Consider the following 18,877-nt stretch of genomic DNA (forward strand, 5'->3'; position numbering starts at 1 on the left):
AACGTTGAAATGAGAACCTTCGTCGGCCGTGGGGTGCAACGCCAGCTCACGGTCGGCGAGGCCAGCCAAGGAAGGACGGGAAGTTGACATCGATCTTGAACGACCGGCCCAAAGGCGCGGCGCACAGGCAATCCGACTGGCTGAAGGGCCCGCTGGTGGCCGTTGCCGTTGTCGCAACCGGTGCGGGTAGCGCTCTGGCAGAGCCGGGCTATACTGATGAGTTCGCGCAGAGCGCACGGGCCTGGCTTCTGGACAATCCTGAAGTTGTGCTCGAAGTCTTCACGCTGCTCGAGCAGCAGGAGGCGGTAAAGAAGGCCGACGCTCAGACCGGCATGATTTCGGCACATGCCGACGCTCTGTTCGGGAGCGACGATGGCAGAAAGGGGAACCCCTTAGGTCAGATTGTCGTGGTCGAGTTCTTTGACTATCAATGCGGCTACTGTCGGGCCGCCTTGGCGGAGTTGACTTCCGCGCTCGAAGGGGAGAGCGAAGTTGCGGTGGTACTCAAGGAGTTCCCGATCCTGGGGCCTGCGTCGGAGCAGGCCGCGCGGCTGGCCCTTGCCGTTCGTGCGGAACATGGCGATGAGGCCTATATCAGTTTCCACAATACCTTGCTGGCACAGAAAGGTCAGTTGAACGACACCTTGCTGCGGATGCTCGCCGGGGCGGCAGGTTTTGATTTCGATGCCCTGTCGGAACGAGGGCGGCAGCCGGATATTTCCGGGCGAATAGCGGAGAACAAGCGGCTTGCACAGGCTCTGTCGATCAACGGCACGCCGGCCTTTGTGTTCCGGGATGGGATCGTGCCCGGGCTGATGACGGCTGATCGCCTGCGGGATGCGTTCCAGCGCCCAGGGGTACGGGGTATCTGAGGCTGCCAGGATCTCGTAGATGGTAGTGGCGGCTGTTTCCTCGAGATCAATTCACGGAAGTATCAATCGAAATACGCCAGGCGCTGAACCTATTGGGATACTGCGGTGGCCAGTGGCCTTCCCGCCACTCGAACACGGAGTAATGCACAGGACCTCTGCAGAAAGTGAGGAGGGCATTGTGGATCAGTCGAGGTCGAGCGATGACCGAGCTGGATAGCCGTGGCCTCAATGATTAGGCAGGTGTCGAGGAAATTCTTGCGGGATTGCTGCGAGTGTGACCAGTACGATGTCGGAGATGCTCTTCGCTGGCTTGGTTATTGATTCCGCCATTGAAGCATTCACATACTTTCGGTCAGAAAGTCGTATTCACTGAAAAAGGTCGATGCGCCAGAGACCGCACCGATTTGCACGAAAAATTACTTCGTGTGGCGCGGTTTGCCCCGATAACCACCTCTCGCTACAATATTGCCAAGTGGGTGACGCACAGCATTTGAGTCTACCATTGTTGATCGCACTAGGGGGCCGACATGCTGTCGCTGACCGACGTCTCCAAAGGCTATGCGAGTTCCGAGGGCGGGGTCACCGTTCTGGACGGGGTCAGCCTGTCGCTGGCGGCGGGTGAGACACTGGCGCTGACCGGCGAATCCGGCAGCGGCAAGAGCACGCTTCTGCACCTTTGCGCCGGGCTGGACGCGCCCGATACCGGGCGGATCGAAATTGCGGGCCGCCCGATGGGCCGCAGCGATGCCGAACGCGCGGCGCTGCGCCGGAGCACGGTGGGGCTGGTATTCCAGCAGTTCAACCTGATCCCATCGCTCGACGTGGCGGGGAACCTTGCCTTTCAGGCACGGCTGGCGGGGCGGCACGATCCGCGCTGGCAGGCGGATCTGGTCGCGACGCTGGATCTGGGGCCGCTTCTGTCGCGCTATCCGGAAGAGCTGTCTGGCGGCCAGCAGCAGCGCGTTGCCATCGGCCGCACCCTTGCCGCCCGGCCCGCGCTGGTGCTGGCGGATGAGCCGACGGGCAACCTGGACGAGGCTTCGGGTGACAGGGTGATGGCGTTGATGCTGCGGCTGGTGGCCGAGACCGGCGCGGCGCTGCTGATGGTGACGCATTCGCCGCGCCTGGCCGCGCGGCTCGACCGGCAGGTGCATCTGCGCGGTGGGCGTCTGACATGACGGGGCCGATGTTCGCCCTGTCCGCGCTGCTGTCGCATTGGGCACGGCACAAGGTGCAGGCGGCGCTGCTTTTGCTGGGGCTGGCGCTGGCCACCGCGCTGCTCACCGGGGTGCAGGCGATCAATGCCGAGGCGCGCGCCAGCTACGACCGCGCCGCCTCGGCCCTGTCACAGGACAATTTGCCGCGACTGGTCGCGGAGCGGATCACGGTGGCCGATTACGTGGCGCTGCGCCGGGCCGGGTGGCCGGTGTCCCCGGTGATCGAGGGTGAGGCGCTGATCGGTGGGCAGACCCTGCGTCTGATCGGGATCGAGCCGCTGACCCTGCCGTCCGGTGTGGCCCCGGACATTGGCCTCGCGGGCGATCCGACCGGTTTCCTGACCGGCGAGGTGATCCTGTCTGCCGAGGCGCTGAACGATCCCCGGGTGCGTCCTGCCGAGTTGCCGTCCGGTGTTGCCCTGACCGATATCGGGGTCGCGGCTGGCATTCTGGGGCCGGAGATTTCCTATCTGCTGCTGACCGGGGACCGGCCTGCGCCGCCCGGCTATGCGCTGATCCACCCCGCGACGACCGATCTGTCGCAACTGACCGAAAGCTTTCATCTGAACCTCGCGGCCTTCGGCTATCTGGCCTTCGGGGTGGGCCTGTTCATCGTGCATTCCGCGATCGGTCTGGCGTTTGAACAGCGGCGGGGCATGTTCCGCACCCTGCGGGCGCTTGGCCTGTCGGCGCGCGCGCTGACGGGGCTGTTGCTGGCCGAGTTGCTGGTCTTCGCGCTGGTGGCGGGTGCTGCGGGCGTCCTGCTTGGCTGGCTGATCGCGGGGGCCCTGCTGCCGGATGTGGCGGCGACGCTGCGCGGGCTTTACGGGGCCGAGGTCGGTTCGGGTCTGACACTGCGTCCGGTGTGGTGGCTGTCGGGGCTGGGGATCGCCGTGCTGGGGATGCTGGCGTCGGCCGGGCAAAGCCTGTGGCGGCTGGGGCGGTTGCCGGTGCTGGCCCCGGCGCAATCGCGCGCCTGGGGGCGGGAATCGGCCCGCGCGATGCGGGCACAGGCGCTGGCGGGGGCGGGGCTGATCGGCCTTGGCGCCGCACTTCTGGCGGTGCGGGGGCTTTGGGCGGGCTTCGGCGTGCTGGCCGGGCTGCTGCTCGGTGGCGCGCTGATGCTGCCGATGCTGATGGCGGCTCTGACGCGGGCCGGACAGCGGCTGTCGCGGGGGACCGTGGCACAATGGTTCTGGGCCGATACCCGCCAGCAGCTTCCGGGTCTGTCGCTGGCGCTGATGGCGCTGTTGCTGGCGCTGGCGGCGAATATCGGCGTAGGCACGATGGTGGGCAGCTTTCGCACCTCGTTCACTACCTGGATCGACCAGCGCCTTGCCGCCGATCTTTATGTCGAGGCGGCGGACGAGGCCGATGCCACCCGGCTGCTGGCATGGCTGGGGAACCGCGCCGAGGCGCTGCCGATGATCCGCACCACGGATGGTGGCACCCAGATCGTGGGAATGGTGGACCACCCGCTGTTCCGCCGCGCCTGGCCGCTGTTGCGCGCGCTGCCCGACCCCTGGGCGCGCCTCGACGCGGGGGACGTTTTCATCAACGAACAGCTGGCCCTGCGCCGCGGACTTGCCCCGGGCGACCGGGTGGAACAGGGCGTGATCGCCGGGATCTACCCCGATTACGGCAACCCGATGCCGCAGGTCATCCTGTCCTGGGACCGGCACCGCGCGCTCTATCCGCTGCCGGTGCTGCGCTATGCGCTGATCACCGATATCCGTGCCGCCGAGATCCGCGCGGCGTTTCCCCGCGTGGTTGTCGAGGATCGCGCCGCGATCCGCAAAGCCTCGGTCGCGGTGTTCGAGCGCACCTTTGCCGTAACGGCTGCGCTGAACGTGCTGACCCTGGGTGTCGCGGCGCTGGCGATGTTTGCCAGCCTTCTGACGCTGTCCTCGCTGCGCCTGCCACAGGTGGCGCCGGTCTGGGCGATGGGGCTGACACGCGGGCGGCTCGCGCAGCTGGAATTCCTGCGTACGCTGGCGCTGGCGGCGCTGATCTGCGGGCTGGCCTTGCCGCTCGGTCTGGCGCTGGCTTGGGTGCTGCTGGCGGTTGTCAATGTCGAGGCCTTCGGCTGGCGGCTGCCGATGCTGCTGTTCCCGGGCGACTGGCTGCGTCTGGGATTGCTGTCGTTGCTGGCGGCGGGGCTGGCCGCCGCGCTGCCCGTACGCTGGCTGGCACGCATCGCGCCCGCCGAATTGCTGAAGGTCTTTGCCCATGAACGTTAAGGCGATCATGCTGATCCTGATGGCCTGTGCCGTATCGGCCCCCGCATCGGGGCAGGGCTTTGCCGGGTTGGGCTCTGACGCAGGCGGGTTCGAGATGCCCGGGCCCGGCCCCTTCGACTTCCCCGCCGATCACGGCCCGCACCCTACCTTTCGGATCGAATGGTGGTATGTGACCGCGAACCTGACCGCCGCCGACGGCACCGAATACGGCGCGCAATGGACGCTGTTCCGCAATGCGCTTGCCCCGCATGAGGCCGGGGGTTGGGCCAGCCCGCAGATCTGGCTTGCCCATGCGGCGCTGACCACTGCCACGCAGCACCTCGCGGCGGAAAAGCTGGCGCGCGGCGGCATCGGGCAGGCGGGTGTTACCGCCGAACCGTTTGGCGCCTGGATCGACGATTGGGAATTGTCCGACCATATGGCGGCGCGGGGCGAGGGTTTCGCCTTCGATCTTGCGCTGCACGCCACCGGGCCGATCGTCGCGCAAGGTGATGGGGGCTATTCTGTCAAATCCGCCGCCGGTCAGGCCAGCCGCTACTATTCGCAACCGTTCTACGCCGCCTCGGGCGAGGTCGAGTTGGACGGCAAGCGCATCCCGGTGACCGGCACGGCCTGGATGGACCGCGAATGGTCCTCGCAACCCCTGGCGGCGGATCAGACGGGATGGGACTGGTTCAGCCTGTCGTTCGACGACGGTGCGCGGCTGATGGGGTTTCGCCTGCGCGGGGCCACGGATTTCGTCAGTGCCACCTGGATCGGGGCCGATGGCCGCCCCGAACCGCAGCCACCCGGCGCCCTGCGCCTGACGCCCTTGCGCAGTACCACCGTTGCCGGCCGCGAGATGCCGGTGGAATGGCGACTGGAACTGCCGGCCAAGGGATTGGACATCACGACGCGGGCTTTGAACGATCAGGCCTGGAACGCGCTTTCCGTGCCCTATTGGGAGGGGCCAATCCGCGCCGAGGGCAGTCATCCGGGGCACGGCTATCTGGAGATGACGGGCCGTTGAGGATACCGATGAGAATGATGTTTATTCCATTGCGCTCTATACTGCTCCCGCACGCCAAAGAGGCGAAGGTGAATCTGCCTAGCTGTCATTGAGCATCCGCTTCGCTCTCTAAACATCGACTTCAGCAGGGAATGCGGCGATTACAGCATCAATGAACTGTCTCAATTTGGGCGTCATCCGGCGGTCTCTTGCATACAGCAAATGCATCGGTCGCGACGGACCCTCGCAGTCGTCGAGAATCTGGACTAGACGACCGGCCGCTATATCATCGGCCAGGGCAGTGATAGGCCCAAGCGTCACCCCGAACCCAAGCAAAGCGGCTTGATGCAGTGCTTTCCAGTCATTGGCCATCAAGTTGCCATGGACGGGCACATGGAACAGCTGCTCATTCTTGTGAAAGGTCCATTCGCGTCCAAGCTGCCCCGGCCAGTAACTGAAGATCGGGCATTCATGCCGGCTCAGATCGTGGGGCGAGGTGGGAACGCCGTGCCGCTCAAGGTAGCTCGGAGACGCGCAGGCGATTAATCGATATGGGCTCAAGGTGCGAGCGACCAGTGAAGTGCTCTCCGGCAATGCGCCAATGCGTATTGTTGCTTCAAAGCCATCTTCGATCGGATCAACCAACCGATCAGACAACACCACTTCTGCTTGCAACTCGGGGTTTTGCTCCAGATATGTCGCAATGACCGGCATGAGTGCATGCGTACCAAATGTTACAGGCGCATTGATGCGCAGGACGCCACGCACGATTCTGCGCGCCTCCGTTGCCTGCGCTTCGGCGTCATGGATATCCGCGAGTATGGTCCGGCAGGATTCACAATAATGCTGGCCAAATTCCGTAAGGCTCTGCCGTCGTGTCGTCCGGTTGATCAAGCGAATACCTAGGCGGCTTTCCAGCGCGCCTACGTGCTTCGCAACCATCTGGGCCGATATGCCAAGATGGTTGGCCGCCGCCGCAAAGGAACCTTTGTCGGCGACCTTGACGAAGGCTGCCATGCTGTCCAGCCGGTCAGGCATTCGACACCGTTAGTTGTTTTACACTATCTGAAGTGAATATTTATTCCCAATAATTGTCAATTGATAGTAGTGCGATTGCAGATTAAAGGAATCGCAATGGGATTCTACATCGTCACCATGGCTCATCCGGACGGACCGGCATGGAGTCGCTACCTTGCTGAACATGTGGAGTATTTGCTTGACCTCATCCAACAGGGAAGGCTCAAGGCTTCAGGCCCGCTCAAGGGAACGTCTCTTCGCTCCGGCTTCCTCATCTTGATCGCCGATAGCAAGAGTGAGGTTGAGGCAATGGTCGAGAACGATCCTTTCAGCCGCGAAAAGCTCATTGTTTCACTGTCCATCCAGGAGTGGGACCCGCTCTTTGGGGTATTTGCATCTCTATCGAGCAAAGATCTGCCGCCGGACTTGGAGATATTTTCTAGCAAGTTGGGCTATTCATGAGGGCGGAGCGAAAAAGTCTGTAGATTCAAGGCGAAACGCGACGGTCTTTATGCGACGGAGCATGGCCGGGCCGGGCGGAGACATCCGCCATCGCAGCCCGGACCGGCCATGCGGGGTCAGAAGCGGATGGTTGCATGATCGTCCCGATGCCGGTCTTTCTCTTCATGCGCGAGACTTCAACCGCTCACGAAAAACCTCCGCGGGTGTTCTGAAGCCAAGACATTTGCGTGGGGTTGCGTTCATTCGGTCGCAAAGGTCGTGCAGCGCCCCCGGCAACAAGGAGAGCAGGGGCGTTTCGCGGGGCAGCCATCGGCGGATGCGCCGGTTAGTATTCTCGACCGTGGGTTTTTGCCATGGTGCCTGCGGGTCGCAAAACCAGGCCTGTGCGCCCAATCCTCGCTCCATTTCGCGCCAGGATACGAATTCCAGACCGCGATCGAAGGTCAGGCTGCGGCGGGCGGTTTCGGGCAGGGGCGACAGCAGGCTGATCAGGCTGTTCATGATCGGCCGCGAGCGGCGGTCGTTGTTGCGAAACAGAACGGTGTAACGGCTCGTCCGCTCGACCAGCGTGGCGAGATTGGCCGGTCCCAGCTCCTTTCGGAACATGACCAGATCGGCTTCCCAATGGCCGAATTCCTCACGTTTCCTGACCCGTTCGGGGCGATTTCGGATCGAGCGGCTCTCCGGGAACGTCAGCCCTCGGGACTTCCGGCCGAAGCGCGGCCTGCGCTGGCGCCGTCGCTCGGGCAGGTATCGGGCGAGCTCCTCCGACCGGCCTTCGCTCGAATAGACATATCGATAGATTGTCTCGTGACAAACCCTCCGGGCACCGCCTTCGAAGCGAAGCCTCCCGGAGATCTGCTAGGGGGACCAGCCGTCCTTCAGTCGCTCCACGATCGCGATCCGCAATGCGGGATCACGGGAGAGCTTGCGATGCACATGCCGGCGGGCATCCGCGAGCTGTTGCGCCGTCACCGGCCAGTAGCCCGAAGCCTGCGGCACCTCGTCGTCGTTCCAGGTGTTTCGTCTGATCTCTCTGTAGACGGTCGAACGATGACGGCCGAGCCTGGACGCGATCACGTTGATGCCTAGTCTCTGGCTCATCAGCCGGTAAAGAAGGCGGCGTTCATCAAGGGTCAGGTGACAGGCGAAGCGGATACTCCCTTGCACAACAGCCTGAAACTACAGGCTTGTCGCGTTCCAGAATAGAATCCACCGTCCTATATCCGCGAGTCTGATAATTCATTTTATGTAAAATGATGTGCATTATTCGCACTTCGGATCCATAGTGGTTAGAATCCACACTTCAGTACTGGTCACCGAACAAATGAGCTGCCTATAGGTCCAGTGCGATGCCAGTGCGGTCCTCAATCTGCTTTTTCAGAAAGCCCTTCGCCAGCGCACGGAGCAAATCGACCGTAAAGCCTTTGGCCGCCTGCGCGCCTTCCTTCGTCTTGCGCCACACTTCCTCATCCCTGACGCTGTCAGCAAAATCATGACCTGCCCAGGTGAGCCGCTCAGGAATCCAGCCGTCGCCAGTCTTCGTGAATTCAGCAAGGCCGGCGTCTTCCAGCAAAGTCAGATGGTACTCCAACCGCTCGGCGTCGGCCTTGCTAAGGCCGCGCGCTTCGACCTGCAGAATTTCAGCGATTTCATCCGAGGTAGTTTCATACCAGTCCTTTCCAGCTTCGATTTCGAGGATCAGCAAGCGGAGAAAATCCATGTCTCTCTTCATGATTTATCCTTTTATCGATGGGGACGTTCAGTTTGCATACTGGACCGCGTAGAAACAAATTTGCTACCCAAGTCAGACAGGACCGCCCGGGCTGATAGGAGCGCCGCTTTTCATTTGAACAAAGCTTCAATATCCGTCATTGGTCGGAACAGCTTCATCGGTTGATCCGGGAGTTGTAAGAAGCTCTCGCGCTCATAGAAGCGCTTCGCGCTTTCGTCTTTTGCCTCCACGATCACCGCAAAGGATGCGATCTCGCTGCGCACAGCCCGGTAGAGCGCATCCGCGAGAAGAAACCTGCCGTATCCCCTTCCGCGGTAGCGCTGATCGACGGCGAGGCGGCCCAGCAAGGTCGCGGGAATCGACGGATATCGAGGCAACTTGCGGACAATTGCCTTCGGCAGTTCCGGAAGTCGAACTGCCGTCGATGAGAGCGTGTAATATCCGGCTATGCTGCCGTCCTTCAGCACGAGGGCGAAGGGTGCCGCCATCTTCTTTCTGGCATCCTGTCCGGCCTGCGCCCGGAAGTATCGGTCAAGCGGCTCCACACCGCTTTCGAACCCTGATCGGTCATGTTGCGGGCCGAGAAACTCGACTCGCAGAATGTCGTCCGCTTCCCCCACTCGTCAGACGCCTGTTCTCTCGCGATAGCGGCGGACGGTATCTTGCAGTCGTTCGTTGACTGGCCGCGGTTCAACCAGCGCCTGGACGAACGCCTGACTGTCCCGCACCGAAAGCTCCAGATGCTGATGTTCCTCGATTGCTCGCCGCGCAGCATCCTGCACGCTCGTGAGGACGAAATCCGTCACAGAGCGGCCTTGCAAGGCAGCCGCATGTTCGATCAAACGCTTTTGGTCAGCGGTCACGCGTGTCTCGAGGCGCTCACCCCGGACGCGACCAGTCGTCGACCTCTTTGCTGCTTCCGCCATGTTAGCTCTCCGATTCAAGGTGAGAATGTACGGCCATTGGCCGGAAAAATCAAGGCTGAATGCAAATGAACGAAGCCAATGAAACTTGGATCAACGCGCACGGATGGGTCGACCTGCTTCGGGTCAGGACCCGCTGATCTTAAGATTTAGGCGCATAATTCGGGATCCGCGAGGAGACTGGCCGATGAGCAACCTGTTCTGGCTAACGGCTGCGCAGATGGCGTGGCCAGCAACATTTGGATATACTTATCTCATTGGCATCAGATCGGGAGACCAGGGATCGACTTTCCACGCTGATCCTGACGCCTTCTGTGCGTTTCGGCACTGCAATGCGGGCGATTAGCAGCTTGCACCGGTCTTCTTGGAACTGGCAGAATGTGCAGGTATAGTGTGAGGATAAACCGGGATTTCGGGCACAAGGCTCAGTTCGGGCGCTCTGCCGCATCCGGTCGGACTGACAAAGCGGATGTGACCGCACGGATCGGAGAGAACCAATGTCGCTCGAAGCCTACCTTCTTCTGGTCGCTGGCGCTATGTTCGGGATTGCGACTATTGGCGTTCTCGCGAGCGGCGGCTTCGGCCGCGACTGCGCCAAACCCTACGCCATGGCTACCGTTACATGGGCCTGCCTCGCAGGTCCCCTGTTGCTGATCCGCTATGCAGACTTTTTCTGAGCTGGAGCCCTTTGGTCGCCAACAGGGGGCCGTTAGCCTTTCACGATCCGGTTCAAGCGGGGTCATCCACATCATATCAGCCCATAGTTGATCGTGGAGGCAGCCGAGAGCAACGGTAAGCTCAGCGCTGGATCTGAGAGCGGTCGATGAAAGGCCGGAGCACCCGGCAGGGCAGTTAGGGCGCGCTCGAACAGAGCATAGGCGTCCGCATTTCCTCCCATTGAGGATGGATAGATCAAGCCGTCGAGTTCGGGCCAGGTCGCATAGATCGCCTGACTCCAGCGGCGGGCACGCGCTTTGGCGCCGCTGTTGATTGCCGAGGACGCGCCGGCGCGGGTTGGCCACAATCCTCGCAGATCCAGAAGCGTCAGGTCACGCGAGGTGCTGAAGGCCGCAAACCATGGCGCGCGATCAGTCGAATCGATGATCCGGGTTTCCTGGAAAACCTCAGCGAGGCTGACGGCGAGTGCGCCTGGCCCACCCGATCCCGCTGCATAGTAGATCCCGCGCGAACCGAGGACAGGTTTGCCCGCCGGGTCGGGTAAATGGTGATCGAACCGTGCCTGTCCTGGCCCCCAAAACCTGAACTCATCCCAGGCGACAGGATGATCACCACCCCGAAAGAAGATCCGGCCGAGCGGTGTTGCGCCTTTCAGCACGCATGTATCGGGATCGATCTTCCTGAGTGAAGCAGCTGACGGGGGCTCGGGAAACTTGGCCATCAGAGACTCTTGGCAAGCTCCCGGACAGGCTCCGGGTCATGGCCGGAAAGCAGCCAGTCGACCGGCGTCATCGCTTCACCCTGGGCATCCTCCAGATCAGATTGCAGCGTCGTGAAGAAAGCTGCGGTCTGAACTGGTCTCAGATCTCGCCGGATAGCCCGCATAATGCCCCGCAAACCGGGCAACTCCCCGGTCTCGGTCAGTTGAAAGGGCGGGATGCGCAGGGTTCGCCCATCGGAACCATGAACCGCTAGAAGCGAGCCCTCGGCGACGCGCTGGCGCAGACGGCCATCGGTCACACCGAGTTTCGCGGCGACCTCCGCAAGCGGCAGAGCCGTTGCAACGAGCGCAGCGTAACTGACGGCGGTCTGCATAATGGGGCTGGCATCCGGGTCGGCGGCATCTGCGGCTACGCCCACCGAACGCAAGGCTTCTGTTTCGGCAACCGACAACGGCTCGGGACGGGCAGATAGCCGAAACCGGTTGCCGTGCCGTTTCAGGAACATACCGGCAATGCGGGAGAACTCCCTTTCCCCGTCACGAAGAGGAAGACCAGCCAGTGCCTCCTTCAGTTCCGAAAAATTGCCGTTGTCTCTCAGTGCTGCGACCATGACTGTGACCCCCGCAAAAGCTTACGAATACATATGTCGATAGGGATCGTTAGTCAATGGCTGTGATGCTGACAGGCGCCAACCGACAAAAAACCTGAGAAGCGGACAGTCAGATCGACCCGAACTCAGCGACCGTACGGGGCCACTCCCTCATCGTTGAGATCAGGCTACGCCTTTGCCCACCCGCGGTACAGAATCAATCCCGTCGCTTCTGACGACGGTATGCGCCTGCGGGATTCCAAGAGCGGCGCAAAGCTGGTAGCAATCGGGAAGGCGGCCGCAAAGGTCTTCGAGACCATCCCCAAGCTGGAAAAGCTGCCTCTCTGGTCGAACCGGGACTATCTTCAGTCCATGAATGATGGTATGTTCCCAATACGTTCCTGAAACAGATCACGCTGGCCTCTGTGCTCGCAGGACTGATCAGATTTACGAGGCCGTCCCGGTGCAACAACAATCCAAAGGCATCCCCTCCCTGCCGGGCATTACACGGCCCACCAATCTTCGATCTGTCGAGCCAGCGTCGACCGATTTCGAAATGCGGCAACGGAAGCTCCTTTCGCGCGGATTGGCCGCAGGAGCGATAATTTTTTTGATTGCGGGAGTGGCCGCGAACGTCGCATTTCTGGTGATCGGCTTTTTTCTGACGTTTGGAGCACTGGTTGCCTGCATGAAGCCAGGTCGAACGATGATCTTTCTGCACGAAACGCCTGAAGCCGATATCCCTGGGACAATCGCGTACGAATTAAAATGGGGAAAGCCTTCCAATCCTTTCCCCCCTCATTCGTCCTGAACCTTGCCGGTAAAAACATGTCCGCCAACCTGGACGGGCAGTGAATCTCGCCGCGCAGTCTCTCTATCCAGCCAGCTTGGGATCAGGTTCTTCTGATAGCCCTGCTCGACCAAGGCTTGCATCCCCGCTGGAGAGTAGTAGTGGGTTGATCCTTCCGTGAAATCGGGCACCAATCCCGCCATCACCACATCCACGACATAGGCAGCGCGCTCATACTGCGGATCGCCGGGATTATAGTTGCGAACGAGATCGTTCCCGCTGCCATCCTCGTTCCAGGCCGAGAACTGACGCTCCTGCAGCGCAACCTCGCCAACGCTCGCGGGGAAGCGTTGATCGTCCGACCGATTCCGAATGACGAGTGCAACACCCGCCATGCCTGCATTACTCTCTCCTGCAGCTTCCCCAAGAACGGTCCGGATCAGGATGTCGCGCTCTTCCGGGGTGATCGCCTTTGCGGGCATCTCCGTTTGAGGGGGGGAGACGTCCGCCGCAGGATCTTCTCCACCAGTTGCAGACCGCATGCTGACTCTGGGTGTCGGCAACCCACGCGCACCGCCGCCCATCATCTCCGGGGATATAGGCACGGCCTCCCCTTCCACAAACGGCCGGCCAGTCACCTCCTGGAATTTCTCCGGATGGGCGGCGTAATAATCGTATGCCCCACCTGGGGAGCTCCAGGCTTCGGGATGCGCTCGCATCAATGCCTCACCCTCGTCCTCCTCGACATTCATCCAGCCGAACACACGCCGCATCATCGCTCCGCCGATTGTCTGATCCATGTCCGCGTGGCCCGCGAGTTCCGCATCTGAATTCGTGACAACCTCCTTTTCCCAGTGTTCTTCAAAGCCGGTATACATATCCCGTCCCTCGCCCGCGACGTGCTCCCGGTGCGCGGCATCCGTCTCGGCGGCCTTTTCCCTTTCCCCTTCTATGGAAACCACTGCCCCATCCCCCAATGTTGTCTCGCGCGCCGGAGCAGTTCGGAATGCTTCGCGATCCGTCTCCATGACGAAGCCGGCAGTGGGATCCGCCGGTGCAGCTCCGACCAAATCATCCACGACCTTCTCGACGACGCTGTCGATGATCGCGGCGCTCGACCGAACCTCCTCCGGGGTCTGCGGGTTGAAAACGGCCCCTACATCAAGAGGCGACATGCCGCGCTCGACCAGTTCCCGTCCGACCATCTGGTTGAGATTTGCATCCATGGAAACGCCAGCGGACTCTATGCGACTGGCCGCTTCGGAATAGTTCTGCGCCTCATCCAGGCGGCTGATATAGGTTTCCGCCAGCCGCTGGCCCTCCTCGAGAGAATAACGGCGATCTTCGCTTGCAGAAGTCTGTTGGCCGCTGCTGTCGGATGTGCCAAGGCTGTAGCGGTTGGCGAAAATGTGCTGTGCATCCTTGCTGAGACCCGCATCATGGGCCCATTTCGCGAGTTCGGTGAACTGCTCAGAGCTCGTACCACCAAGTTTTCCCTGTCCGCTTAGCCCGAGGCTTCCGTTGATGGGGCCGGCATTTCCTCCCACGCCTACAGCACCTGTCAAAGCTGCCTGCATGGCGAGTTCCGTGGAAATCCCGTGCTGGCGCGCGAAATCCTCTATCCGGTTGTAAGCCTCGCGAACCTGGCGGCTGCTTTGGGTGGTGATGTCGCTGGTCCCGCTAGACGACGCCATTGTCCCATTTGACACGCTGCGCCCAAAGGCCGTCAGATCGCTCGCGCTGTTTGCAATGAAATCCGACAATTCGGTCGCAGCGCTGCTCGCCGCTGTACGGGAATCCTCGGCCCGCCGCGAGATCTCGGAGCGCACCGCCTGGCTGGCCTGCGCCGTCATCCCGCCGCTAGACACAGCAGTGCCGCCAGCCCAGGAATGGCTGCCGTCATAGTTTCGGGTGAGCAAAGCACCATTTGGCGCCGTGAAGGTCTCGCGGCCAGTATCCATCACGGAGGACAAGTTCAGCTTGTTGGCGGCGTAATTGTTCATCGACATATTGCCGAGGCTGATCTGACCGGTCGCGGCTTCCCGACCGGTTTCGATGGCAGCGCCCTGGCTGACGTTCAGCATCGAGGTTGCCATGCCGACCATGCGATTGGCCCCGAACAGGATCGCCGTGGCTATGAACGGCACCGACATCATCAGGTAGCCCGCAACCGAGCCCACGTCCTGCTCCACCGCCCGGATCCCGAAATGATTTGCCCAGGAGAGGACCACATCGTTGACGGAGCCGTCGGTTGTGACCGCGCCTGCCTGCCGGTAGAATCCGGTCGAGGCCTTGATGACGATGGAATGGAGAATGGCGCTCAGGGGCTCCCAGGCGGCGATCCAGACAAAGCCGCCCGTATAGCCCTTAAGGACCGTGGTCGCGAGCGGTGTCATCATCATCAAAACCGCAAGCGGGAAGGCCGCATAGTAGAGCGTCTCAAAGACGATCTTCAACAGCGGCACCCATCGCGCAGCATTCACGCCGATCGCGGCGTAGCTGGAGCGGGTCTGGATATCCGCGCGCGCGACCTGATAGATATCCATCGCGGCCGAGTTGCCGGACGTGGCGATGAAACGCATGAGCCCGTCGTCGAGCGAATTCACATACATCGCCTGCTTGATAGTCGAGACAGCCGAGGCCGAAGACATCGCCATCAGGTTCTGGAAATCGCCGAGCGTCCCCTGCAGCCGGGCGACATTGGCTGCGCCTGTCGCGTTGACGCCCTGATAGAGCCCCGCCGCCTTCTGCTGCAGGACCGCGTTGACCTCGGAGGTCACCGAGGCGCGGACATCGCTCCAACCGGCTGAACAGGTGCGAGTCTGACCGGTGACCACATCGTAATAGGCCATCGAGGCGGGCATGTTTGCACCGATGAAGCTCTCGAGATCGCCGTTCGTTGCCAGCATTTCGAGGTCCATGTGGCCGAGGTTACTTGCGTCGATGGCGCATTGCTGCATGAAGTTCACAAGGTTTTCGTGGATCTTCGGGCTAACCGCTCGCCAGCTTGCGGCCTGGGCCAGCAGGGTCGAGCCGAAGAGGATCCCGTTCTGTTGATAGGTCAGATCGGTCGGCGTCGACATCAGCGTTTCCATCTGACCGGTCAGATAGTAGCTCACACCGGAGGTATAGTGCCCGAGCATGGCGACGGCGGTTGGCACGTTGTCTACGATGCCGTAGATCGGGATGGTGCCGGAGGTCTTGTCGATGATGACGACGCTCGACTTGGGGCCAAGCGCGAACATCGAGATGATGACCATGGTCAAAGCGTAGCGCATGGCAGCGCCAAGGCTGCTGCCGAAGGCCAACTGAAGGCACATCCAGGCGATGCCGACGATGATCCCGATCCGCAGGAGGTTCCGGAAATTGCCGCTGCCGCTATAGGCCGCGAGGAAGTTGAACACGTCGTAGAGATAATAAGCGCCGCCGGTGGTGTAGATCTCCCACTGCATGTCAGCCCCCCTGCCCCATCATCGAGGCGAATTTGGTGGAGGAGCCGGCGGTCAGCAGCGCCTTGTGCAGCTGAAGCTTCTCGATGGCCGAAAGCGCGTCGTTGTACTTCTCCGCCGCCTGCCGGCGCAGGGTGCCAAAGCCGTTCTGCGTCTGACGAATGGTTTCCTGGAACTCGCGGATGATGTCGCCGAACGTGTCCACGTTCGAGGCCGCCCGGCTCATCTCGGTCAGGGTCTCGTTCATATAGAGCATGGCCAGCTCGACTGCGACGAGTTCGGACAGGAGCGCGATCTCGTCGTCGACGAACTGGTATTTGTAGGCGCGGGCGGTTTTCAGGGTCTCGTAAACCGGCGCCGAGGTCAGGCCGATCACGCCGATCATTTCCTCCGTCAACGCCGTATCGTCACGGATCGCGTCTGAAAGGCCGCGGATCACGTCTTCGACCAGCGCAAAATACGCCTGATCATGTGAGAGCGTCACGTCAGTCCAGACCGGATTGAGGCAGAGATCGAAGTTGTCGCACTTCAAAACAGGGACAGTGCCACCGTCGACAAGGGCGAGAAGCATCTCAGGGCTGAATGCACGGGGGGCAATTGTACGGTGCCGGGGCCCTTCGTCGTCATTTTCCGCCCCGGTGGTGATGATCGTCCCGGTCATCGACATGAAAAGCTCGCCAATGGCAGGGTTTGAGGACAGGAATCCGTTCTTTTTCACCGCCCGCCAGGCGTAGTTGATGTTGATCGGCACCTGGTCGGCGAGCTCCCCGGTGGCCTCGCCAAGGGTTTCGTTCTGCTGGCCGCCCGTGCCACAGCCATGGCGGCGCGCAACAGCATCAGCGAACTTCCCGTTCATACCACCGACCGTCTGGCAGATATGCTGGCTTGCTCCGTCCATTTTCGGCCAGAGCGACCCAACCAGCAGCTGCCCCGCCTCGCAGCTGTTGATGTTCATGGCATTCACCTCTTGCAGGAGGTCGCGCAGTTTTGAGACCTGTTCCGCCACAGCCGGTGAAAGGCTCTCGAGCGCCAGTTCAAAGGCGAAGGAGGCAGCGTTCTGCATGATCGCCTCCATCAGGTAGATCATCTCTTCCTTGCTGATGAAGCTGAAGGAGCCACCGAAAATGTCGATCCCGCCGCAACCGGCGCGAACACTCGGCAGCTGAACCTGCATCAGGGTCGCGTTGCGCGGCTTGGTCCGGACATAGAGGGAGCCAAGCGTCACAAAGCCACCCATCTGGCCGTTGTAGGCCTGCGGCCGTGTGACGTTGATCCCGCCACCGGTACGTTCCCAGAAATCCTTCAGATCATCGCCGAGACTTTGGGCCGAGACGGGGGAGAGGAGAAGGTGGAGCGCGGCGGCTCCTGCGGCAAGCGTGGTAAGGACCTTCTTCATCTGGATGACTCCTAATAACGCTCGCCGGCGGGGATCTGGGTGACGACATGGACACGCTCGAGGATCACATCCTCGGTCAGCAGGCCGGAACCGATGGGCTCAACCAAGCCGCTGCGCGGCTCGACCAGCGCGATCGTCGGCCGCGGACTGTCGGCCAGGCCGAGTGCGCGCAGCTGTCCGGTATCGACCTGGGCATTGGGAAAGAGCGGATGGAACGCGCCATCGGCGCTGATGACGATCACTTCGATCCCGAAATTCGCCTGCATCCGGGCGACCACCTCGAGCTGCGGGGTGCAGAGACCACAGCGGGCCGCATCCTCGACGATCACCATGAAACCGAGGTTGGCTGCGGCATCTCGCAGCGAATTCTCCCGAGCAACCCGGATCTGGTCCTGATAGACGGCTCCGCCCATCTGGCTCATCGGGAAGCGGGTATTGATGTCGAGGGAAGGTGTGCGGAACAGGACGCGCTGCCATTGGTCGGTAAAGGCCGTGGCCATCCGGCCCATATCCTGCTGGGCCGCCATATAGGCCTGTACATTCTCGGGAGTCGGATCCAGAACAGCGCGATACTTGAGCTCGTCCATCTCCCTGCGGAATTGCTCGATCTGCTCCGTGTAGCTCAGCTCGCGTGGGGTCTCAGGCACGGGCGACGAAGACGGCGCAGGGGCGGCAGCACGCTGCGCCTGCTCGTCGACTTCCTGTGGTGGCGGGTCGCAGTAGAAATTCCACCCGGCACGGATGCCATCCCGGCAATAACCTTGGGGCAGATCATCCCGCGCCCAGGCTGGCGCGGCAACAAGCGACGCAAGGCTGCCGAGGAAAACAGCTGTGATGGTCGGAGACGCCCTGCTACGCATGGCTGCTCCGTGGCGGATTTACGCGCAGTTCCTTCCGATGCCGGGCGTCGGGTTTGAACCGTCGCCCAGCCGAGCCTACGTCCATGTCATGGATGCCGCTTCCCCCTCCCGGCACGCCGGAAGAAATCCGGGCGGTGTCTCTCATGATCCGGAAATCGGTCCGGATGAGCTTGCACAATTCCCCTGGAACTGTGCTTTGACCTGCGAGAATCCGGCGCCTGGTCCAATGGACTGCACCTTCGTCACCATTGGACCGTTGCGCGGCGGCTTGTGGATCTTCGCCTGGCGATCGGAAGGAAACGAGAGCGTTCGGGTATTTTCCGCCCGCCGGGCAACACTTCGTGAGGAGCGGAAATATGAAGCGCGGCTGGATCGAACCTGACGGCGAAATCAGACCTCTCGATGGGTCGTTTTTTGCCACCGCATCGAGCGGACGTCCGGAACCCCGAGACGCGACGAACAAGACCAGGGACGCCGGCGAAAAACCGTCTGCGCCCGGAAATGACGACAGGTGATCGCGACCAGGATCAGGCATAACCTGCGTCCTGAATGGCGATGAGCGTGGATTTCACCCGGGAAAGATAGGCCCGAGGGTTGCGGAAGCCCTCGATCCTGGCAATGACCTGCTGGCTCGGGATATGGACAAAAAGCAGGATCGGAACCTGCGGAATATCCTTCGCAAGGGGATGACCGCGCGCATCGACGCAATCCGGGATGGGTTCGATGGGGCGCCCATCCTGAGAAGCCACCAGAAGCGGCAGCTCAACCGGGCCGGTGGCAGCTTGCAGGGCCGCAGCCGCGCCTTTGCAGAACTGGCACCAGCTCACACCAACAAGGATCAGCCCAAGCGGTCGGTCACGGAGTGCCTCGTCGGCCGTCGCACGGCCTGTCAAAACCGGTGCAAGGGCCAGCCCCGCAAGGAATTGGCGTCGTTCCATC

General features: G+C 61.7%; 18 protein-coding genes and 1 pseudogene. 8 read left to right on the forward strand and 11 right to left on the reverse strand.

From position 1 onward, the window contains the following. The first annotated feature begins 83 nt into the window (after positions 1-83). The 4 genes from D2T30_RS04710 to D2T30_RS04725 all read left to right on the forward strand — a co-directional run bounded on the left by D2T30_RS04710 (position 84) and on the right by D2T30_RS04725 (position 5,338). Positions 84-872 carry a DsbA family protein gene (locus D2T30_RS04710; RefSeq protein WP_128207917.1) on the forward strand — a complete coding sequence of 263 codons (789 nt, stop codon included), beginning with the start codon at positions 84-86 and terminating at the stop codon, positions 870-872. Between the two features lie 527 nt (positions 873-1,399). Next, on the forward strand, positions 1,400-2,050 hold the full coding sequence (locus D2T30_RS04715) for an ABC transporter ATP-binding protein (RefSeq protein ID WP_128207918.1): 651 nt from the start codon (positions 1,400-1,402) through the stop codon (positions 2,048-2,050). Between the two features lie 8 nt (positions 2,051-2,058). Continuing rightward, a complete protein-coding gene (locus D2T30_RS04720; protein ID WP_241651198.1) occupies positions 2,059-4,329 on the forward strand; it encodes an FtsX-like permease family protein in 2,271 nt (756 codons plus the stop codon). Continuing rightward, positions 4,319-5,338, forward strand: a complete 1,020-nt coding sequence (locus D2T30_RS04725; RefSeq protein WP_128207920.1) for a lipocalin-like domain-containing protein — start codon at positions 4,319-4,321, stop codon at positions 5,336-5,338. Before D2T30_RS04720 ends, D2T30_RS04725 begins: the two co-directional genes overlap by 11 nt. A gap of 108 nt (positions 5,339-5,446) precedes the next feature. Here D2T30_RS04725 and D2T30_RS04730 read toward each other — a convergent pair whose 3' ends face one another. Further along, positions 5,447-6,334, reverse strand: coding sequence for a LysR family transcriptional regulator (locus D2T30_RS04730; protein WP_206612860.1), 888 nt, complete (start codon positions 6,332-6,334; stop codon positions 5,447-5,449). A gap of 117 nt (positions 6,335-6,451) precedes the next feature. Here D2T30_RS04730 and D2T30_RS04735 point away from each other — a divergent pair, with 117 nt between their 5' ends. Next, entirely contained in the window at positions 6,452-6,796 is a 345-nt protein-coding gene (locus tag D2T30_RS04735; protein WP_128207922.1) for a YciI family protein, read from the forward strand. 162 nt (positions 6,797-6,958) lie between these two features. Here the strand turns inward: D2T30_RS04735 and D2T30_RS04740 are convergent. The 4 genes and pseudogenes from D2T30_RS04740 to D2T30_RS04755 all read right to left on the reverse strand — a co-directional run bounded on the left by D2T30_RS04740 (position 6,959) and on the right by D2T30_RS04755 (position 9,457). Beyond that, positions 6,959-7,954 (reverse strand): annotated as a pseudogene (locus tag D2T30_RS04740) (IS30 family transposase). A gap of 178 nt (positions 7,955-8,132) precedes the next feature. Beyond that, the gene (locus D2T30_RS04745) at positions 8,133-8,531 is read right to left on the reverse strand and encodes a DUF2513 domain-containing protein (protein WP_128207923.1); all 399 of its coding nucleotides are present in this window, start codon (positions 8,529-8,531) and stop codon (positions 8,133-8,135) included. 110 nt (positions 8,532-8,641) lie between these two features. Then, entirely contained in the window at positions 8,642-9,151 is a 510-nt protein-coding gene (locus tag D2T30_RS04750) for a GNAT family N-acetyltransferase (RefSeq protein WP_128207924.1), read from the reverse strand. 3 nt (positions 9,152-9,154) lie between these two features. Beyond that, on the reverse strand, positions 9,155-9,457 hold the full coding sequence (locus D2T30_RS04755; protein ID WP_128207925.1) for a type II toxin-antitoxin system TacA family antitoxin: 303 nt from the start codon (positions 9,455-9,457) through the stop codon (positions 9,155-9,157). 494 nt (positions 9,458-9,951) lie between these two features. Here D2T30_RS04755 and D2T30_RS04760 point away from each other — a divergent pair, with 494 nt between their 5' ends. Continuing rightward, complete coding sequence (locus D2T30_RS04760; RefSeq protein ID WP_128207926.1) at positions 9,952-10,131, forward strand: hypothetical protein; 180 nt, start codon at positions 9,952-9,954, stop codon at positions 10,129-10,131. Positions 10,132-10,202: 71 nt separating this feature from the next. Here the strand turns inward: D2T30_RS04760 and D2T30_RS04765 are convergent, their stop codons facing one another. Together D2T30_RS04765 and D2T30_RS04770 are read right to left on the reverse strand one after the other, a co-directional pair. Continuing rightward, positions 10,203-10,853: an RES family NAD+ phosphorylase gene (locus D2T30_RS04765; protein WP_128207927.1), complete on the reverse strand. Its 651-nt coding sequence runs from the start codon at positions 10,851-10,853 to the stop codon at positions 10,203-10,205. Beyond that, on the reverse strand, positions 10,853-11,464 hold the full coding sequence (locus D2T30_RS04770) for a hypothetical protein (protein WP_128207928.1): 612 nt from the start codon (positions 11,462-11,464) through the stop codon (positions 10,853-10,855). The genes D2T30_RS04765 and D2T30_RS04770 overlap by 1 nt, the downstream gene beginning before the upstream one ends. Before the next feature lie 442 nt (positions 11,465-11,906). Here D2T30_RS04770 and D2T30_RS04775 point away from each other — a divergent pair, with 442 nt between their 5' ends. Next, positions 11,907-12,254, forward strand: a complete 348-nt coding sequence (locus D2T30_RS04775; protein ID WP_128207929.1) for a hypothetical protein — start codon at positions 11,907-11,909, stop codon at positions 12,252-12,254. Here the strand turns inward: D2T30_RS04775 and D2T30_RS04780 are convergent. Genes D2T30_RS04780 through D2T30_RS04790 form a run of 3 tightly spaced genes read right to left on the reverse strand, consistent with a single transcriptional unit; the run spans position 12,242 to position 17,938 of the window. Beyond that, a complete protein-coding gene (locus D2T30_RS04780; protein ID WP_128207930.1) occupies positions 12,242-15,685 on the reverse strand; it encodes a conjugal transfer protein TraG N-terminal domain-containing protein in 3,444 nt (1,147 codons plus the stop codon). The two genes, D2T30_RS04775 and D2T30_RS04780, sit on opposite strands and share 13 nt — an antisense overlap. Position 15,686: 1 nt before the next feature. Next, positions 15,687-17,078, reverse strand: a complete 1,392-nt coding sequence (locus tag D2T30_RS04785) for a conjugal transfer protein TraH (protein WP_164884204.1) — start codon at positions 17,076-17,078, stop codon at positions 15,687-15,689. Positions 17,079-17,089: 11 nt separating this feature from the next. Beyond that, a complete protein-coding gene (locus D2T30_RS04790) occupies positions 17,090-17,938 on the reverse strand; it encodes a conjugal transfer protein TraF (RefSeq protein ID WP_128207932.1) in 849 nt (282 codons plus the stop codon). Here D2T30_RS04790 and D2T30_RS04795 point away from each other — a divergent pair. Then, positions 17,913-18,320, forward strand: a complete 408-nt coding sequence (locus tag D2T30_RS04795; protein ID WP_128207933.1) for a BrnT family toxin — start codon at positions 17,913-17,915, stop codon at positions 18,318-18,320. The genes D2T30_RS04790 and D2T30_RS04795 overlap by 26 nt on opposite strands. Before the next feature lie 145 nt (positions 18,321-18,465). Here D2T30_RS04795 and D2T30_RS04800 read toward each other — a convergent pair whose 3' ends face one another. Beyond that, positions 18,466-18,876: a thioredoxin gene (locus D2T30_RS04800; RefSeq protein ID WP_128207934.1), complete on the reverse strand. Its 411-nt coding sequence runs from the start codon at positions 18,874-18,876 to the stop codon at positions 18,466-18,468. Position 18,877 lies beyond the last annotated feature (1 nt).

It is taken from the genome of Paenirhodobacter populi, assembly GCF_004022215.1.
Lineage (GTDB): Bacteria > Pseudomonadota > Alphaproteobacteria > Rhodobacterales > Rhodobacteraceae > Rhodobacter > Rhodobacter populi.